Annotated in this window: 15 protein-coding genes; 5 read left to right on the top strand and 10 right to left on the bottom strand. The window is 44.8% G+C overall.

Features of this window, described 5'->3' with window-relative positions:
* The first annotated feature begins 259 nt into the window (after positions 1–259).
* From MTR11_RS12740 to MTR11_RS12730, 3 genes are all read left to right on the top strand, one after another.
* The gene (locus MTR11_RS12740) at positions 260–1,573 is read left to right on the top strand and encodes a TolC family outer membrane protein (RefSeq protein ID WP_243327777.1); all 1,314 of its coding nucleotides are present in this window, start codon (positions 260–262) and stop codon (positions 1,571–1,573) included.
* Between the two features lie 5 nt (positions 1,574–1,578).
* A complete protein-coding gene (locus tag MTR11_RS12735) occupies positions 1,579–2,196 on the top strand; it encodes an OmpA family protein (protein ID WP_243327776.1) in 618 nt (205 codons plus the stop codon).
* A gap of 329 nt (positions 2,197–2,525) precedes the next feature.
* Positions 2,526–4,181, top strand: a complete 1,656-nt coding sequence (locus tag MTR11_RS12730) for an ABC transporter substrate-binding protein (RefSeq protein ID WP_243327775.1) — start codon at positions 2,526–2,528, stop codon at positions 4,179–4,181.
* Positions 4,182–4,255: 74 nt separating this feature from the next.
* Here MTR11_RS12730 and MTR11_RS12725 read toward each other — a convergent pair whose 3' ends face one another.
* From MTR11_RS12725 to artP, 5 genes are all read right to left on the bottom strand, one after another.
* The gene (locus tag MTR11_RS12725; RefSeq protein WP_243327774.1) at positions 4,256–4,828 is read right to left on the bottom strand and encodes a protocatechuate 3,4-dioxygenase; all 573 of its coding nucleotides are present in this window, start codon (positions 4,826–4,828) and stop codon (positions 4,256–4,258) included.
* Between the two features lie 139 nt (positions 4,829–4,967).
* Positions 4,968–5,636, bottom strand: coding sequence for an arginine ABC transporter permease ArtM (artM, locus tag MTR11_RS12720; RefSeq protein ID WP_074190885.1), 669 nt, complete (start codon positions 5,634–5,636; stop codon positions 4,968–4,970).
* Positions 5,633–6,322, bottom strand: coding sequence for an arginine ABC transporter permease ArtQ (gene artQ, locus MTR11_RS12715; RefSeq protein ID WP_074190884.1), 690 nt, complete (start codon positions 6,320–6,322; stop codon positions 5,633–5,635). Before artQ ends, artM begins: the two co-directional genes overlap by 4 nt.
* A 1-nt stretch (position 6,323) precedes the next feature.
* Positions 6,324–7,067 carry an arginine ABC transporter substrate-binding protein gene (locus tag MTR11_RS12710; RefSeq protein ID WP_243327772.1) on the bottom strand — a complete coding sequence of 248 codons (744 nt, stop codon included), beginning with the start codon at positions 7,065–7,067 and terminating at the stop codon, positions 6,324–6,326.
* Positions 7,068–7,155: 88 nt separating this feature from the next.
* Positions 7,156–7,884 (bottom strand): arginine ABC transporter ATP-binding protein ArtP, encoded by a 729-nt coding sequence (gene artP, locus MTR11_RS12705; protein WP_104970792.1) that lies wholly within the window; start codon positions 7,882–7,884, stop codon positions 7,156–7,158.
* 427 nt (positions 7,885–8,311) lie between these two features.
* On the opposite strand from artP, the gene MTR11_RS12700 reads away from it, so the two are divergent.
* Positions 8,312–10,546: a hypothetical protein gene (locus MTR11_RS12700; protein WP_243327770.1), complete on the top strand. Its 2,235-nt coding sequence runs from the start codon at positions 8,312–8,314 to the stop codon at positions 10,544–10,546.
* Positions 10,547–10,687: 141 nt separating this feature from the next.
* Positions 10,688–11,683 carry an ABC transporter substrate-binding protein gene (locus tag MTR11_RS12695; protein WP_243327768.1) on the top strand — a complete coding sequence of 332 codons (996 nt, stop codon included), beginning with the start codon at positions 10,688–10,690 and terminating at the stop codon, positions 11,681–11,683.
* 82 nt (positions 11,684–11,765) lie between these two features.
* Here the strand turns inward: MTR11_RS12695 and MTR11_RS12690 are convergent, their stop codons facing one another.
* The 5 genes from MTR11_RS12690 to MTR11_RS12670 form a co-directional block, all read right to left on the bottom strand.
* The gene (locus MTR11_RS12690) at positions 11,766–12,143 is read right to left on the bottom strand and encodes a nuclear transport factor 2 family protein (protein ID WP_005390944.1); all 378 of its coding nucleotides are present in this window, start codon (positions 12,141–12,143) and stop codon (positions 11,766–11,768) included.
* Between the two features lie 144 nt (positions 12,144–12,287).
* Positions 12,288–13,019, bottom strand: coding sequence for a DUF3726 domain-containing protein (locus tag MTR11_RS12685; protein WP_104970794.1), 732 nt, complete (start codon positions 13,017–13,019; stop codon positions 12,288–12,290).
* On the bottom strand, positions 13,016–14,752 hold the full coding sequence (locus tag MTR11_RS12680) for a hypothetical protein (protein ID WP_243327766.1): 1,737 nt from the start codon (positions 14,750–14,752) through the stop codon (positions 13,016–13,018). Before MTR11_RS12680 ends, MTR11_RS12685 begins: the two co-directional genes overlap by 4 nt.
* Before the next feature lie 101 nt (positions 14,753–14,853).
* A complete protein-coding gene (locus MTR11_RS12675; RefSeq protein ID WP_006742452.1) occupies positions 14,854–16,455 on the bottom strand; it encodes a BCCT family transporter in 1,602 nt (533 codons plus the stop codon).
* Between the two features lie 109 nt (positions 16,456–16,564).
* On the bottom strand, positions 16,565–17,554 hold the full coding sequence (locus MTR11_RS12670) for a membrane dipeptidase (RefSeq protein WP_006742451.1): 990 nt from the start codon (positions 17,552–17,554) through the stop codon (positions 16,565–16,567).
* Positions 17,555–17,611: the final 57 nt, after the last annotated feature.

The following is a 17,611-nucleotide window of genomic DNA, read 5'->3' as shown; positions in this document are numbered from 1 at the left end:
TCAATTAACCCACCTAAAACACGCAATTATCCTATCAATAATTTTCATGTTTTAAATTTGTTTTATTTTGCACCGTAAAAACATATGTTATGCGACCTATTTTTAATATTCTTTAAACTTGTCATTAAATTTTCATTGAAATAGCAGCTTACATTCCAAAAAAGCAAGCAAAGGGAAACGTTTGCCTTGGGTAACATTAGTAATCTTTAATATTTATTTTTGAAAAATAACTGGCGTTAAATTATTTGGGGAGATTTTAGTGAAGCTAAGTAATATTAGTATCGCGTGTTTTGGTTTGCTAATACCACTGGTTTCTAGCGCACAAACTTTAGAACAAGCAATAGCGACAACATTTGCAACGAACCCTGATATCAAAAGTGCGTTTAACGAGTATATGAGTAGTCGTTATATTATCGATAAATCACGTGGAGCATATAAACCTAGTCTCGATATTGACACGGGTATCGGTTACGAGAGCATTCACCCTTCCGACTCTACTGGTAAGAGTGATACCGAGATGACCCGCAAAGATATGGCAATTACTCTTACCCAGTTGATCTGGGATGGTTCAAAAACCCTATATGACATTGATCGTACCTCTGCAGATGCAGAGTCTGTGCGTTATCAGTTACTTGCAGATGCCCAAAATGTTGCGTTAGAAGTCATCAAAGCTTATTTGGATGTAGTAAAAACACAAAAGCTGACTGCGCTTTCCACTAGCAACCTAAACACACATAAGCGAATTTATACTGATATTAAAAAGCGTACAGAGTCAGGAATTGGCTCAGTTGCCGACCTTAACCAGGTTAAAGCTCGTTTAGCAAAAGCTCAAAGTAATGTTTTAGCTGCACAAAATAACCATAAAGACGCTCAAACAGCATTCTTTCGCTTAGTTGGTGAAGCACCAACTAACCTTATTTTTCCGCACGCAGACCAAAACTTTATCCCCAATTCTCTAGACGAGGCCCAATCGCAGGCTTTTGACAATCATCCTGTCATAAAAATAGCACTCGCAGATGTCGATTCTGCCAGGTTCCAATATAAACAAGCAGATGCAAACTATTTCCCAGTCATCTCATTTGAAGCGAAACAAAGCTGGAACGATGATGTAGGAGGAGTAAATGGTCTCAACTCTGAAACACAAGCAATGCTCCGTGTCCGATACAACCTTTACAACGGTGGCCGAGACTCTGCAAACAGTGACAGTATGGCCTACCAACTCAATAAAGCGAAAGACCTCAGAGAGCGAGCATACCGAAGTGTGGAGCAAGAGCTCCGCCTTTCTTGGAGCGCTCTTGAGCTGACTAAACAACAAAAGTCTTTTTTAATACAACACGTTGATTCCATGTCAAACACCGTTATTGCATACCAAAAACAATATCGTATTGGAAAGCGCACCCTACTTGATCTGCTGAACACTGAAAACGAGTTGTTTGAATCACGCAAAAACTACTTAGAAACACAATTTGCGCAGCAATACGCACAATATCGAACCCTGACTTCAACCGGGCAGCTTTTAGACGCATTGCGCGTCGACATACCGGAAGAGTGGACTCAATCGGTGGAGTACTAAATACAATGAAAAAGAATCTTCTAATCACTCTGGCTTTAGTCATAATGAGTCATCATAGTGCATACGCAAAAGATGAGCTGGCGTACATTCCTATACCAAAGGCGAATCAGATTGCTGACCTAAACGACTTGGACCAAGATGGTGTGATAAACGCTCGTGATCTTTGCGCAGGTACTCCAATAGGGGCAGAAGTGGACAATGATGGTTGTGAAACCTATTTGCATAAAGAAGAGCAATACCAACTTAAGATTTTGTTTGATAATGACTCTGCTCTTATTAACCAAATTTTTAAAAACAAGATAGATGAGTTGGCTGCATTTCTTAAAAAGTATCCAACCACTTCTATAGAGATACAAGGATACGCAAGTAAGGTAGGACGTGAAGAATACAATTTAAACCTATCTCGCCATCGTGCAGAGAATGTACGCAATCTATTGATAGAAAAAGGAATCCCGGGTGACCGCCTAGCAATTATTGCTTTTGGCGACACACAGTTAGCAGAGCCGGGTATGGATCGTGTCAGCCACGCATTAAACCGCCGCGTTACTGCCACTGTTGTCGGCCAGCAAGGAATGGTTAAAGATGAGTGGACGATATTCACTACCTTCCCAGAAGTAAAATAAACTTATACCCCTGCTTATTTGCATAGATGAGTGGGGGTATTTTCATGTCATTACGCCTAACTAATTAGACACAACTAATAAAACAAACACTAACATTAATCATAACTTACTAATATTATGGCAAAAATTAAAAAGTGAGCCTTTACTCTATATTAGTAGTAATATATTAGAGTCAAAATGAAAACCACCAATACTTTTAAATGGGAAGAAGATAAGCCAATCAATAACACTGAGGGGTTTAAGCAATCACCTTTCTTCACCACAATATGAAATCAATTTATTATATAGCTTTAATAAATCAATCATCTATTGAGGAAACATAATAAAACATGACAGAAACATGTCTTCGTAGATTGAGCCAGTTATTAAAACATTACAAACACTCTCAAACGTATCAGGTAAACCTCGACGATTTAGAACTGGTTTTTTCAACTTCTAGACGCAACATATCTAATATACTGAGAATACTTGACAGCTACAATTGGATCCATTGGGAGCCAGGTCGTGGTCGTGGGAAAGCCAGCACACTAAAAGTGACGGTAACAATACATCAAGCCCTCTACTTTACGATTCGTAATGAAATCAACAATGGTAGCTTTGACGTCATCTCGAGGTTACTTGAGCATTACCGTAGCACCGCTGTAAGCGCACTTAGCCAAGCACTCGCAGAAGTTTCAGAAGAAAACAAAGATTCAAATACACTCATCGTCAGCCAGTATCCTTGGGTAGATGAGCTAACCCCTTCACTGACTTATCGCTTTTCAGAACTGCAGGTAATACGCAGCTTGTATGACACCCTATTTACCGTTGATCACTACGGTCAATTAAAAAATCACCTCGCTTGTGAGTACAAAAATGAAGGCAGTTGTATATATATTTGGCTCCGCCCTGATATCTGCTGTCACGATGGGCTAACATTACAAGCAGAAGATGTCGTACACTCTTTAAATAAGCTCGTTACAACAGATGGCCCCGTCCAAAAATTACTTCAGCAAGTCACTCGTATCAGCTTCGATAATGCCAAACAAGCTATACGTATTGACTTAAAGCAGCCTAATAACTTATTCATTTACTGCTTAGCAACCGCAAATGCGTCTATCACTACTCGACGTCAGAAGAGCTTTAAAGGTCGCAGTATCACAATAGGTACTGGCCCGTTTGTACTTAGGCATTGGGATACCAACAAAATAGTACTGAAGAAACATCATAACTATTTCGCAAAAAAGGCATTATTGGAGCAAATAACGCTCTCTCATCAAGGGACTGAGCTGGATCAATACATCAGTTATAATCAGGAAACTGACGATACCGAATGTTATATGATTCAGGCATTTTCTTTTCTAGCACGTAATCGTCGCGCCGAGTGCTCACTAAGCGAGCAAACTTGGCAGCGCCTATTTTCTTTTATCGAGAGTCGTAGATTTGAATTTGCCAAAGCGAATGGCTTGGAAACGATGCACATTCTCGATGATAACTCTCACAACGAGAGTGTTCCTCAGCTTGAGGGAACGTTAGTCATAACCCATCCAAAGTGGACGATTGATTATTTAAGTAAAGCGAACCAATGGATCGTAGATTTAATCCGTCAAACTGGGTTGCATGTAGAATTTGTGGAGCTAACTGACGCTAGTAATCCTCAACTTGTAAAAGAACAAGCCGACTTGCTCTTTGTCGAAGATGTCATTGAGCCACCTTTAACCTATGGAATTTATGAGTGGCTATTAACAGGTACAGGTATTCGATTTGCTCTTCACTCTGATGAATTTGAACAGCATGTTAATCACGTACACGATGCAGTCTCAGATCCCACGCCTGAAAAACGTTTGGAGGGAATACTCTCGGAGCTCAGAGCTGATACAACAATCTTGCCATTGTTCTGGGGGCAAGAAAAAATCACCAGAGCGAAAGGTGTAAGCGGTGTTCAACTCCGTAAATCTGGGTACAGTGATTTCTACAAACTAAGAGTCAGAGCCGGACAAGACTAATCTGTTAGAAGCTCCTGTTTGCTAATTACTTTTGTAATCTACGATGTGAGTTTTCAAAATAATGCTTAATCACACTACGCGAGCACAAAATTGAACTCACCGACGACTCGACCATCAATGTTGACAGGCTCAAACTGCAAATAATCACGGGCTTTTCCGCCCCACCACTCGTTACCAGTTCGCCCTTTCAAATAAAGCTGAGTCGTTAACAGCTCTTTCTTTCCACGCCATAATTTGACGTGGATGTGGGGAGGTCGAGAGCTATATGGAACCGGAAATAACGTTTGAAAAAGGTAATTCCCATCTTCGTCAGTTAAAACTGCACCAAAGCCTGCAAAGTGAGAATCAAACTTATTATTGTTAGGTTGATTCGGGTGATCATAGATGCCTTGTCCATCACATTGCCATATTTCTATTTTCATTTCAGACAATGGGTTTCCTGCTGTATCCATTACCTTACCCTGCAGAAAAATGGGCTCACCAATAAGACCTTTCGACTGCAAAATCAAATTTTGACGAAGTGGCACTGGAACCACGGGATAAAATGGCCCTTCCGTTTGAGGCGGTGTCGGCTTCATTGGGCTAGCGGATTTTAGCGAAGGCGCAAATATTAGCGACCATAAAGCTAAGAAGTGTCGACGTTCCATATTATCACCAGTGATTGTTTACCTTACTTAAGTTTGGTGATTCTTGATGATTTTTCCAGCATAGCAGCACACTAAAACAAATATGCCTCTGTTCAGGGCAACGCTTGAACAGAGGCATTTACAAATTAGCAACTAATAATTAAACGGCTTCAAAGGCTAGTGCTTTCTTCTCTACCTGACGGAAAATGAGAGTTAGCACACCATTTACCGTTAAATAAAATGCGCCCGCAATACCAAATACCGTCAACGTATCGTAAGTTTGTGCGTTAATGCGCTGCGCGTAACCCATCAGATCCATGATCGTGATCGTGCTCGCTAATGACGTGCCTTTGAAGACCAAAATCACTTCGTTCGAATAAGCCGGAACGGCACGACGAATAGCGTATGGCAGCAGCACTTTTAGCGTTGCGGTTTTGTTCATCCCTAGAGCACGACACGCTTGCCATTGACCAGAAGGAATCGCGTTAAACGCCCCTTTGAACAACTGAGTGCTGTATGCCGCGGTATTCAGTGCTAGCGCTAACATCGCACAGAACCAAGGTTGGCTTAACCATGTCCAAAAAACACTTTCTCTCACTACATCAAACTGACCCGGACCGTAGTAAACCAAGAAGATCTGTACCAACAAAGGCGTACCAGTAAACAAGGTGATGATGCCACGGCTTACCCAATGCAAACCCGGAGTACGTAGGATCAGAGTCAGCGTCATCATCAAAGCTAAGAGGCAGCCGACAACCAAGGAAGCGGCGGTTAATTGAAGGCTAGTGCCCAAGCCATTCAGCATTTGCCAAACGTGTTGTTCGTTCATGCGGTTGCCTCCTGTCCCATGCTCATGCCTTGAATTGAGAACTTCTTATCAATCAGTTTGACGGCACGTTGCGTAATCAAAGTAATGCCTAAATAAATCGCCGCAGCGGTTGCGTACCATGTAAAGGCTTCATGAGTTGCTGCCGACGTTAGCTGCGCTTGCTTCAACAAATCTGTTACGCCGATCAGTGATACAAGTGCGGTATCTTTCAACAGAACCAACCATTGGTTAGTTAAGCCTGGTAGTGCGTGTCTTACTGCCTGTGGCAAAACAATGCGAACAAAAGCATGTGCCTGACTGATGCCGAGTGCACTTGCTGCTTCTCTCTGTCCTCTTCCAACGGCTTTTAACGCGCCACGTAGAGTTTGAGAAGCATAAGAAGCGAAGATCAATGACAACGCCACCGCGCCAGACAAGAACGGGCTAACTTCAATAAAGTCGCCGGTGATTAAAAACAGAACCTGCGTCGAACCAAAATAGATGAACAACACGACAAGGATTTCTGGCAAGCCACGCACAATCGTCACAAATGCCGTCATTGGCCATTTAACGAAAACGCGGCGAGACATTTCACCACTGGCGAATACCACTGCCAGAATCAAACCGACTAAAAGGCTTGTGAAGGCTAGCTGGACAGTCATCCAACTAGCTTGAACAAGCGATAAAGAGTAACCCGTTAGTGCCATATTACTTACCGAAGTACTTGTTGTAGATTACGTCGTATTCGCCGTTCGCTTTCGCTGTTTTCAGTGCCGTGTTCAGCTTGTTCACTAGCTCATCGTTACCTTTGTTTACTGCGATACCGAAACCGTTACCGAAATATTTAGGGTTGGTTACGTGCTCGCCCACGTATGCTAGATTGTCTTCTTTCTTGAACCATTCGGCTACGACAGCTGTATCGCCGAATACAGAATCAATACGACCGTTCTTCATATCGATGAATGCGTCTTGGTAGCTTGAGTAAGGAACCGCTGTTACGCCCGGCATTTGCTCAATCAGGTAACTTTGGTGTGTTGAACCGTTTTGAACACCAACGCGCTTACCTTCTAGTGCTTTTTGATCAGCAACTTTTTCTTTGATAGAAACAAACGCTGCTGAGTTTTCATAGTATGCATTCGTGAAATTCACTTGCTCCAAACGCGCCTCAGTAATATCCATTGCAGAGATAGCCGCATCGTAACGTTTGAATTTTAATGCAGGGATCAGGCTGTCAAAAGATTGGTTATGGAAGGTACATTTGGCTTCCATTTCTTTACATAGTGCGTTCGCCAGATCCACGTCAAAACCTTGGATTTGGTTATTTTCATCCATGTATTCGAATGGGGCGTACGTCGCTTCCATCGCGAATTTGATCTCTTCTTGTGCTGCTGCGTTTGCTGCCATAGTTGCAGAAGAAAGGCCGATTAGTGAAGCTAGTAGAATCTTTTTCATTGCAATACTCCGTGTGTACTTAGTGGGCTGACACTCGCAATGACAGCCGAGCTTATCTGTTAAATAGACTGAACTTTAAAAACGTAATTTAGTGATTTAGGTAGTCAGCAAACTGGGCGGTTTGCGGGTTAGAAAACGAATCATTTGTGCCGTGCTCGACGATGTGTCCTTTTTCTAGATACAGTACGTGGCTAGCGATTTTCTTAGCAAAATCGACCTCATGCGTTACTACGACTTGGGTGATGCCAGTTTCGCTTAAATCTTTAATAATCTTAACGACTTGGTTAGTAATTTCCGGATCAAGCGCTGCGGTCGGTTCATCAAAAAGCAAGACTTCCGGTTTCATCATCAATGCACGAGCAATCGCCACACGTTGTTGCTGACCACCAGAAAGCTGCATCGGCCATGCATCCGCTTTGTCTGCCAAATGCAGTGTTGCGAGAATTTGCATTGCTTGGTTCTTCGCTTCTTCTTTATCCATGCCAGATACTTTTACCGGAGCCTCAATCAGGTTCTCCATTACTGTCATATGCGGCCATAAGTTGTACTGCTGGAACACCATGCCTACTTTACGACGAAGTGCTAAACCTTGTTTCTCTTTGATTTCAGTAGAGAAATCAAAAACATCATTTGCGATGTTTAGCTTGCCGTTATCCGCCCCTTCAAGAAGGTTAAGAACACGCAGTAGAGAGCTCTTACCTGCGCCACTTGGACCAAGTAACACCAGTGTTTCCCCGCTTTCACACTTAAAGCTGACATCGTGAAGCACTTGTGTCTCACCGTAGGATTTATTGATTCCGCTTACCTGAATAGTCATGCTGACATACCGCATTAATTGTCACTTGGTATTTATATTACTCAACTGGACTTTTTATGCAATAAAAATGTATAAAAATTTAATTTGTTAATTTTTTGTATGATCTGCAACCACCAAGACAGAGTATCTGACTGGTTTGAAGAGTTAGTTTTAACTGAATTTGTTGAAGAAAAATCCAACAACATGGTGACGACCGAAACAAGGTTAAAATGGTGGTTATTTTTGTGCTGACGTGTAGAGGAAGTTTTGAGTCTATGAGGATGATCTATTCCAAGTACAGCCGCTCATTTTTACACAGCATCCCCTGTTAGTTTTCCTGTAAAGTCCTCTATGGCAGGGTCCTGATTACGACTTCGCGAATGGACTATAATTTCTTTTTGTATCTGACTCTTAATTTGAGTCATCTAAGTATTAATGGGATAACTCCATGTTGAAGTCGCATTGTTTTTCTCTCGTTACACTCATTTCTTTGAGCTTGCTTTCTGTACCCAACGTTTGGAGTAGCACAGCAATCGTGTTACCTGGGTTGCATGAACAGGGTATTGATCTTCAAGATAAGCCTATCTCTGCTGCCGCTGCACTTGAATGGGAGTTGGATAATGCCGATATCGTGTTTGGAGCTTACGAAAATAAGAGTGATAACGAGCGTGTAAAAGCGCTTGGTTACATGTACAACCAAAAGCTGGAACTTAACTCAGGTTGGCTGGAAAACGATATACGTAACCAAGCAGAAATAAATAACATCGATTATGAGGACTTTTTTCTTCATTTTTCGGAAGACACTATCCTAGCTGAAGTCGACTCAAGCCATGGTGAAAATACCTTACTCAATCGAAAACCGATGATTGTTGGTTATACGGCTAGTGCTGACCACGCCGGTTTTTGGCTATATCAACCACCGCCATGGGATGCTGATGTATTCGGTCAGGCGAATAATGGTGGTGCCCTCTATGTTTATCACTCAGAGAAGTTCGACCGCCTAACCCTTACGTTTTCCCAGTTTGCTCAAGGTGGCAACTTCATAATTGAATACCCTTCTGCTATCGACTCGTTTGGTCAGGTATCGGAGTGGAAGCCCTTTGATATTAAGAAAGATAGAACACAGGGCATGACCAAAGACCAAACAGTAAACTGGTCTGTTCCTTCGGATTGGGTTCGCGCAACAACGCATGATGGTAGCGGAAAAACCTATGGTGGCGGTCAGTACTTTGGTTCCACTTTTTTACGCGATGGTGGCCGTCTATACGTGGCGCGAGTGACTTGGCATGACGACAACATAGAAAACCGCCCACGTCTCGAAAACATTCAACTCAAAGATAGCTTCCCTGTCGTCAATGTCTCAGGAGCACCAACGGAGACACCTGAAGGTCAAACCATTCAACGCTGGCGACAAATTCGTGGCTTCGACAAATCTGCAGATCGAAACCAAGACAATTATCTTTCTTGGCATGAATACAAAAACCGTTCGAATAAGAATGCAACGGCACGATTTCGTTGGGAGTCACGGGTTATTCCATTTGGTCGTATGTGGAATCAAACCTCTTCTTGGGCATTGACCAATCTCGGCAATCCCGTTTTTACCAATACAATGCGCCACTATTACCAAGCTGAATGGGCGAAACAAGGTTTAAATGGTGCGTACAACGACGACACGAATAAGTTACTCGGAGAAAATCAGTTCTACGTTTATTCCGGTGGTACGGTGGATGAGCTTGGTTTGGTGGCGGGTAGCCAAGCTGCTGACGATGCGTACCAAGCGCAATTCTCGGCGTTCTTAAACAAATTGGCGACGCTGGATGCGGATGCGTTAATTGGCCTCAACATAGGCGCGGCCAACTTATTCGGTCGTAACGGCCAAAACCACTTGGTTGGTGCTGGCTCCTTGTACTTGCGCGAGCATTACCTTTTCCCTTCTACCGGCTTTAGTGGCTATGCTGGCTTGGCTAAGTTTTGGGACAACTCTTCTCTCGCCAAAGTTGGCCAGAAAGTGATTTATCAAGCAACAACGCGTTATGGTCGCGTTCAATACTTTGGTAACACAGAAAACAATTGGAAGCAGGACCAATATTCTGCACTAGCGGTGTTCTACTTAAACTATCACCCTGAGCGCAGTTACTTTAATCAGTGGAACAATGGCTACTTATATGGAAGTAATAACACAACAGGTGACAACTTCTGGAAGGCAGGCGTACCAAAGAATATTGCTTATCAACCTAGCACCTTGCTTGCCGTTGATTTAGGTACACCAGCCAATCAAATCCCAGATGGGTATCAGGCGACTCCGCTAATGATGTCCACCAGCACGCCCTATTCCGCCGATTACACGGTGATTGGAGATGCTTCTATGAGCAAAGTGGCTCATCCTGACTTGCCTAATGGCGCTATCGATTTGTTACCAACCCATACGTACTTTGCGTATCGCTCAGACGATACGGTAGTGATGCATGGCCCTACGGAGATGGTGTTAGCCCGCGAATTCACCAAAGGCCGAGTGTTGTATCGGACTGATTTCTTTGGCAAGAATATCGATTATTTCTCCTCACCGAAGATGACGATCAAGCTTCCAGAGCCTATGCAACCTGTAGATCAAGACGGTAACATCGGCGACTATGTTTCTCACATTGAGATCGGCGGCTACGAAGGGGTGTTCTTGCTGTATTAACTCCCTTTCAAACACTCTCACTCAACGCTTCATAAATCGCCGTTTTTATGCTTAACGTCACTGAAAAAACCTTGTTCACTGAATCTTTATAAACCGATGTATATACTGAAGTAAATGACAACGACAAGGAAATTCAGTCACATGAAGACGACACCTTCAATGCTCTCTGTTCTGCTGCTATCAGCATTATCAACTCATGCAAATGCGGATGAATGTGGAAAAATAACCATCGCGGATATGAATTGGAATTCGGCCAGCTTAATGGCGCACATCGACCAATTTGTCTTAAATGAAGGCTACCAGTGCGATGCGGAATTGATCCCTGGTGATAGCGTTCCTACAGGCACCTCTATGATTGAAAAGGGGCAGCCTGACGTTGCGCCAGAGTTATGGACAAACGGTATTAAAGAAGCACTTGATAAAGGGATTGCGGATAAACGCTTGCGTATCGCTGGTGAATCGCTTGTCAATGGCGGTGAAGAAGGGTTTTGGGTTCCCGCCTATCTGGTAAAACAGTATCCAGAGCTCGCGACGATAGAAGGCGTCATCAAGCACGCCAAACTATTTGAACACCCAGAGGATGATGACAAGTTCGCCTTTTATAGCTGCCCTGCTGGTTGGACATGCCAAATCACCTCCGGTCACTTGTTTAATGCATTAGGGTTAAGTGAGCACGGCTTTGAGATGGTTGACCCAGGCTCTGGCGCTGCACTAGCTGGTACCATCGCCAAAGCCTATGATCGCAAAATGCCTTGGTTTGGTTACTACTGGTCACCAACACCCGTATTGGGCAAGTATGATATGGTCAAAGTGGATTTTGGTAGCGGAACGGATCTGGAAGAGTATCGCAACTGTACCACCCAGCCTGATTGTACTTCTCCCAAAGTAACAATGTACCCACCTTCTCCAGTTCGCACAGTAACAACTGAGGCATTTGCGAACAAAGAACCCCAAGCATTCGCGTACTTGCAGAAACGCGGATTTACCAACGAGCAAATGAGTGAAATGCTGGCCTGGATGGAAGATAACTACGCAGATAGTGAAGAAGCGATGTTTTACTTCTTTAATACCTACCCTGACTTATGGAAAGGTTGGGTATCTGAAGACGTAGCGATGAAGATCGAAAAAGCGCTCTAGTGATTGACGTCTAACTCGTACCAAATAATTTAGCCTCCCATACCGTTTGAATAAATAGTATTGGAGGCTAATCAACGATTCGTCAATACATGGTGTGACCATTCAATGTTTCTTTAGGAATCTCTTGCAGAGCGTCCCAATGTTCGACGATTTTCCCATTATGATCAAAACGAAAGAAATCCATCGTCACGTATTCAATATCATTAGGCCATGTTTGGTGAGTGTGTAGTGCCACCAAATTCCCTTCAGCAATGGCTCGCACAAACGTAATGTCTTTATTTGGATACTCGTTTTGCATCCGCTCAAAATACTCGATAAAAGCCTCGGGGCCGTTTCCAACTAATGGATTGTGCTGGATGTACTCATCGCCAACGTAGTCTTCAACCGCCTTTCTTGGATTACCTCGATAGGCGGTTTCGTAAAACGCAATGGCATTTCTTTTGTTCTCTTGCAGGTCCATTTTTCTTCCCTATGTCGCTCTACTTGGTATTTAACGATAATCATAGTCTTAGAACCTAAGAAGTGACCGAACATCGCGCACAAAAAAGGCCGTTAAACCGCAGCCTTCATCACTTGAAACTTGGAATCACCGTCCCTTCAGAGCTTAAACCACACCACCAGCGCCCTGCTTGGAACGCTCACTGTTCTCCACTAGCAACGCGGTTGCGGTTTGTTTCAGTGTTTCCCACTCTTGGTCTTCGACAAAAATACCATTTTGCCAAGAGGCTTGTTGCGTGTTGCTTAACTCATCGCCTTCAATGTGAATGGTGTATCCCTGTGCGCTTTTCTCGATATCGAAATCGTTCACAGAGAGTTCGATAACCATACTATGCAAATCCGTATCATGCCCATCAAACTGATCCGAGAAAAAGACTTCTGGCGCGATTCGTCCACGGTTTAACACATAAAGCGTTCGTTTTGGACTAGAGCCATTGACCCATTGTGCACGGCACGCGATGCCTTTTGCAGAGAGCTTCAACAACTCACTAAAACCTAGCCAACGGTTATGGCACTGCTTCAACGTGATAGTAATCGACTTACTGTTAATCATTTTCTCAAGTGCGAAATCCAACACGGCGGGTAAGTGGCACGCCACACTGCCATTGTGCAAATCCATCTCGATACTCGCTGACGTGCTGTTGGTCACCGATACGGCGCAGTCCGAATCTAACCCAAGAAACAGGCTGGCGTTATTAAAGTGACGCACCCCGTGCAAGCCAACCATTTGCAAGTCCGCCACCATGTTCGCAATGACATCCGCCTCACCACAGTGACGGCGCATGCCAAGAAATGCCTTATTAACCGCGGCCACCAATTCGTTGTGAGAGACGATCATAATGCAAATCCTCCGTTGATTTTTAGATTGTCACTTTGCGCAATTTCTTCTCGTTCCGGCATGCTTGGGAAAATCCATGTGTCCGCCAGTTTAGGATCGTGAATTTCATCCAACAACGGCGCGCCTTGGAAGAAAGTTACTCGAACCCAACGATCCGAGCGCGGATCAAACTTAGTCGCACCAAAGATCGCCAATTTACATCGCAGTAAGTGCATTGGCAGTGCATCTTGGCGTAGCACGTTCATTTGAATATCCCCCATCGCACGGTTACCTAACGTCCATACGCGACGTGTGATCGAACGATAAGCCGGTTTTTGCAATAGAAACTCTGCTACGGACATTTCTTCATCACAACCAAGCAAGGCGTGGTACAAGCGATTCACTTGTCTGCCGATATCAAGCGGCAATTCTTTTTCTTCTCCTGCCTCTTCCCCACGAACACCAAGCCTTGGCTCTTCTTTGTCTTGTGAGCGATACCAGAACCAGTAGTTGTTCTCGGCTAGTGAGTAATCCGCATTAATCGCCCAGCGGTATTTGCTTTGCAGCACCTCAAGTAAGTCATGGATCTTTTTCCCGCCCGGAATAGATAACGTTTCATCCGTATTCATTTGGCTGGCAAATTCGTCCACCAAAGATGGGTAGAGTTCGATCAAGCAAGAGGTGAGGATTTCTTGGGCTTCCACACTCATTGTTTTCTTTTGCTCGACCAAACTCGCCCAGTTCGGATGTGATGCCATTAACGTTGTTAGCTCCGATAGCAGTTGTTTGATGTCTACTGTCGCTTGATGATTGAGCCTGTCTTGATGTTCATTGATGGTGATGACTTGCTCTAAATGACGCTGCGCTTTTTGTAGTAATCCTTGCAAAGGAGCATGGAATGAAGCTTCACATGGCATCGCAAAAACTCGCGCTACCGCACGCTCGCGAGAGGTCATCCATTGGTCAACGATGCACGGGTGATTAATCAAGTATGGAGCCATGCCTAAGCCAGTAGCATTGCCGACACCAAGGTAGCGCTGCAAGCCACGATGCAAAGCCACCGCTTTGTCGCCTCCTTGCTGAAGTGCCAGGTAGTGCACCCAATCCAGGCTGAATTCACGCAACATATATACGGCACACATTTGCGCACTAAAAGACTGGCTGAAATCTGGGTTATTCTCTAACAGTTTGAAATCGGCGATACCAAACTTTCCGTTACCATACACAGCAGTGGTACGAAGGATATACCCCACTTCCGCCAGCTCTTTTGGCTCGGGCTGCTTGCCTTGAGAAAGAGCGCTAACAATGTGCTCAAACACGCGCACGCTTTTGTTTGCGCGAGCCAAAACAAGTACGTTGTTTGGATTGCGTCCCGCTTCTTGCAGCGGTACATTTGCTCGCAATCTTTCCAACAAAGTAACATCAACATCGCCTTGAACCAGTGCGAATGTGACGTCCCACTTTTCAGCAATGACGCGGTCATTACGCTCGTCATCAGCAATTTCATCACAGAACACCACCAAATGATAAACGTGCTCTGGCGTGGTCAACTTGTAAATAACGTGACCATAACCACGCGGACAAAGTTGCCACTCATGCTTGGTTACTTGCCAATTTTGGCTTGCCATATTACGAATCAGACTACGAACAAAGCTGATTCGGTTTTGGTGCATTGCGCCAAGCCTTTCGGCTGCCATGACAATCGCTGCGTCGCGCATAGTTGCTTCCGTATAAGTAGAACGATGTGCATCCATTTTGCTCACCACCTATTTGTTATTGTAAGAATACTAGGGTTTGTGCGGATGCAGGAGGAAAACACCCGCACAAGCTCCACGTTGTTTGAATTAGATAATTGTTATAGCCCTTGCTCTTTCGCCATTTTGATTGCGATTTGCGGTGCATTCCAAAGTGACGGCAACAGAATCAGAGAAACCGGAACCGCGGTAATCACAATGAAAGATTGCAGTGCAGAGATGCCACCAGAGCCAAGCGAAATCAGGATCAGAGCTGTCACACCCATCATTACGCCCCAGAAGGTACGGATGATCGCATTCGGCTCCGTTTCACCACTGATCACGACACTGATTGTGTAGGTCATTGAGTCGCCCGTCGTGACGATGAAGATCGTGGTTAAAATCAGAAATAGAATTGAAGTCAGCATTGGCATTGGTAGTTGCTGAGTCACCGCAAGCAAAGCACCTGGCAAGTTAAAGCCTTCAAACGCCGCACTCACACTACCCGGCTCAGCAATTTCAAACGCAAGGCCAGAGCCGCCTACAATCGTGAACCAAAAACAGGTGGTGAGCGGAGCCACAATACTGATGGTTGAAATAACTTGGCGAATAGTGCGACCACGAGAAATACGCGCAATAAAGATTGCCATCATCGGACCATAACCAAGGAACCAGCCCCAGAAAAATACTGTCCACCAGCTTAGCCAACCCTCGTCACCGCGATAGGTCGCCATTGGGATAAAGTTATCCAGCATGCTACCTACGCCTTGAATGTATCCGTTAAAGATAAAGTTCGTCGGACCAAAAAGCAGGATGTAAACCATTAATGCCATGGCCAGAATCACGTTATAACGACTAAGCAGTTGCATGCCTCGGCTTAATCCGCTGAGCGCAGACAAGGTGTAGAGCGCAATCGCAAATAAAATGATGATGAGCTGAGTGGTAAAGCCATCAGGAATATCAAACAGTGCATTTAACGCATAGCTAACCTGCAAGCCGAGAAACCCAATTGGGCCGATGGTGCCCGCGGCTACCGCGATAATGCAGCACGCATCAATCAATGCACCGAGCTGGCCTTTAAGCGCTCGTTCGCCCAACACTGGATAAAGCAAAATACGGGGTTTTAGTGGTAAACCTTTGTCGTAATGCAGGTGCATCACTACGATGGAAGTTAAGCTACCTACAATCGCCCAAGCCAGAAAGCCCCAGTGCATAAAGGATTGCGACAACGCATTCACCGCGCCTTGCTGCGGGTTATCTTGCGCGCCGTACAAAGGGGGTGGGCTAACATAGTGTGCGATAGGCTCAGCCGCGGCCCAGAAAACGCCACCACCAGCCAACAAGGTACAGAAAATAATCGCCATCCAGCGGAAAGAATCCATTTCTGGTTTAGCAATCCCGCCCAACATCACCTTGCCTGTTCGCCCTGCAGCCAAGCCAAGACCAATAAGAAAAGTGAGAAGCAGCAGTAACTGCCAGTAAGGACCAAACACCTGAACTGCCCAGCCAAAGCCGGCGTTAACGATCGTAGATAACAACTCGCCGTCATAAAGTGCAATAGCAACGAACAACGCGATAAAACCACCGCTATACCAAAAGGCCGGGTTATTCAGTCCCAATTTGTCCGTCGTGTTTTCTGTTGTTGATGTGTTGTGTGTTGCTTTTGACTTGCCCGATGACACGCTCATCGTGGAAGCTTTCATGCTATTGGTTAAATCAGACATACTCTGGCTCCAGAGGTTCTTTGCAGCTGCCAAAGACTGGCTACAAATGTGAGTTTTACGCCTGCCGTATTGTTGTTATGTAGGCAGGCGGTTCCTAATTTTGGGAGTACTATGAAATAGGCTCTAATCCTTCTTTGAGGAAGTTGAACCAGTTTTCACCCAATATTTTTCCTGCCTCAGATTCACTGAATCCGTGACGCATTAATCCGTTGTAGATGTTCTCCATCCCTGCACTGCCGCAGAACCATGGCAGCGCATCTGGCCATCCCGAGTTACTTGCCGAACCTTCGCCGTAATCCATCGCTTTTGACCAACGACCGTTGCGCATCCACTCCAACACTTGTTGCGGCTGGTTTAAGCACAAATCGCTACCGATACCTAAATGGTCAACGCCAAACATGTCTGCGGTTTTCGCAACCATCTGGCAGAAATCATCCAGCGTGCACTGGCTGCCATTTGGCAAATGGAACGGATATAAACTGAATCCAATCAAACCGCCGCGCTCCGTCAGTGCTTTGATCACGGTGTTGGACTTGTTACGCAGTGCGTCATGCGCAAATGTCGGGTTAGCATGGCTGATACAAATTGGACGCGAAGAGAGCTCGATAGCTTCCAACGTTGAACGCTCCGCGCTGTGGGACATATCAATGATCATCCCGACTCGGTTCATCTCTTCAATCGCTTGCTTACCAAAGCGAGTTACGCCGGAATCGTTTTGTTCGTAACAACCTGTCGCCAGTAAGCTTTGGTTGTTGTAGGTCAGTTGCATGATCAGCAGACCTTGGCGGCGCATCACTTCAATCAGGCCAATTTCATCATCAATTGGTGAGCAATTTTGCGCGCCGAAGAAGATGCCGACTTTGCCTTCTGCTTTGGCTTTTTCTACATCTGCCATTGAATAAATAGGCATGATGAGGTCCGCATTTTGCTCGAAGCGCAAGTTCCACTCAGCAAAACGCGTTAAGGTTTCGCGCGCAGTTTCGTGGTAGACGATGGTGGCATGAACGGCGGTAATGCCACTCGCCTTAAGCGTTTGGAAGTACTCTCGATCCCAATTGCAGTACTGCAATCCGTCAATCACAATCCGTTGTTGGTACATAACCACTCCTTAAACAATTTCTTAGCCTTTCAGTGCGGGTAGCTGACACCATCAGCT

Origin of the sequence: Vibrio sp. CCB-PB317, from assembly GCF_022808245.1 — a bacterium.
Lineage (GTDB): Bacteria > Pseudomonadota > Gammaproteobacteria > Enterobacterales > Vibrionaceae > Vibrio > Vibrio diabolicus.
The sequence above is the reverse complement of the archived record's forward strand: the minus strand, read 5'-3'. Positions and strand labels throughout refer to the sequence as shown.

Bases quoted from the DNA above. Each gene is read 5' to 3' on its own strand.
- artM (WP_074190885.1), bottom strand. From the start codon at position 5,636: ATGAACGAACAACACGTTTGGCAAATGCTGAATGGCTTGGGCACTAGC.
- artQ (WP_074190884.1), bottom strand. From the start codon at position 6,322: ATGGCACTAACGGGTTACTCTTTATCGCTTGTTCAAGCTAGTTGGATG.
- MTR11_RS12695 (WP_243327768.1), top strand. From the start codon at position 10,688: ATGAAGACGACACCTTCAATGCTCTCTGTTCTGCTGCTATCAGCATTA.
- MTR11_RS12675 (WP_006742452.1), bottom strand. From the start codon at position 16,455: ATGTCTGATTTAACCAATAGCATGAAAGCTTCCACGATGAGCGTGTCA.
- MTR11_RS12680 (WP_243327766.1), bottom strand. From the start codon at position 14,752: ATGGATGCACATCGTTCTACTTATACGGAAGCAACTATGCGCGACGCA.
- MTR11_RS12685 (WP_104970794.1), bottom strand. From the start codon at position 13,019: ATGATCGTCTCTCACAACGAATTGGTGGCCGCGGTTAATAAGGCATTT.
- MTR11_RS12670 (WP_006742451.1), bottom strand. From the start codon at position 17,554: ATGTACCAACAACGGATTGTGATTGACGGATTGCAGTACTGCAATTGG.
- MTR11_RS12730 (WP_243327775.1), top strand. From the start codon at position 2,526: ATGACAGAAACATGTCTTCGTAGATTGAGCCAGTTATTAAAACATTAC.
- MTR11_RS12725 (WP_243327774.1), bottom strand. From the start codon at position 4,828: ATGGAACGTCGACACTTCTTAGCTTTATGGTCGCTAATATTTGCGCCT.
- MTR11_RS12690 (WP_005390944.1), bottom strand. From the start codon at position 12,143: ATGGACCTGCAAGAGAACAAAAGAAATGCCATTGCGTTTTACGAAACC.
- MTR11_RS12710 (WP_243327772.1), bottom strand. From the start codon at position 7,067: ATGAAAAAGATTCTACTAGCTTCACTAATCGGCCTTTCTTCTGCAACT.
- MTR11_RS12735 (WP_243327776.1), top strand. From the start codon at position 1,579: ATGAAAAAGAATCTTCTAATCACTCTGGCTTTAGTCATAATGAGTCAT.
- artP (WP_104970792.1), bottom strand. From the start codon at position 7,884: ATGACTATTCAGGTAAGCGGAATCAATAAATCCTACGGTGAGACACAA.
- MTR11_RS12700 (WP_243327770.1), top strand. From the start codon at position 8,312: ATGTTGAAGTCGCATTGTTTTTCTCTCGTTACACTCATTTCTTTGAGC.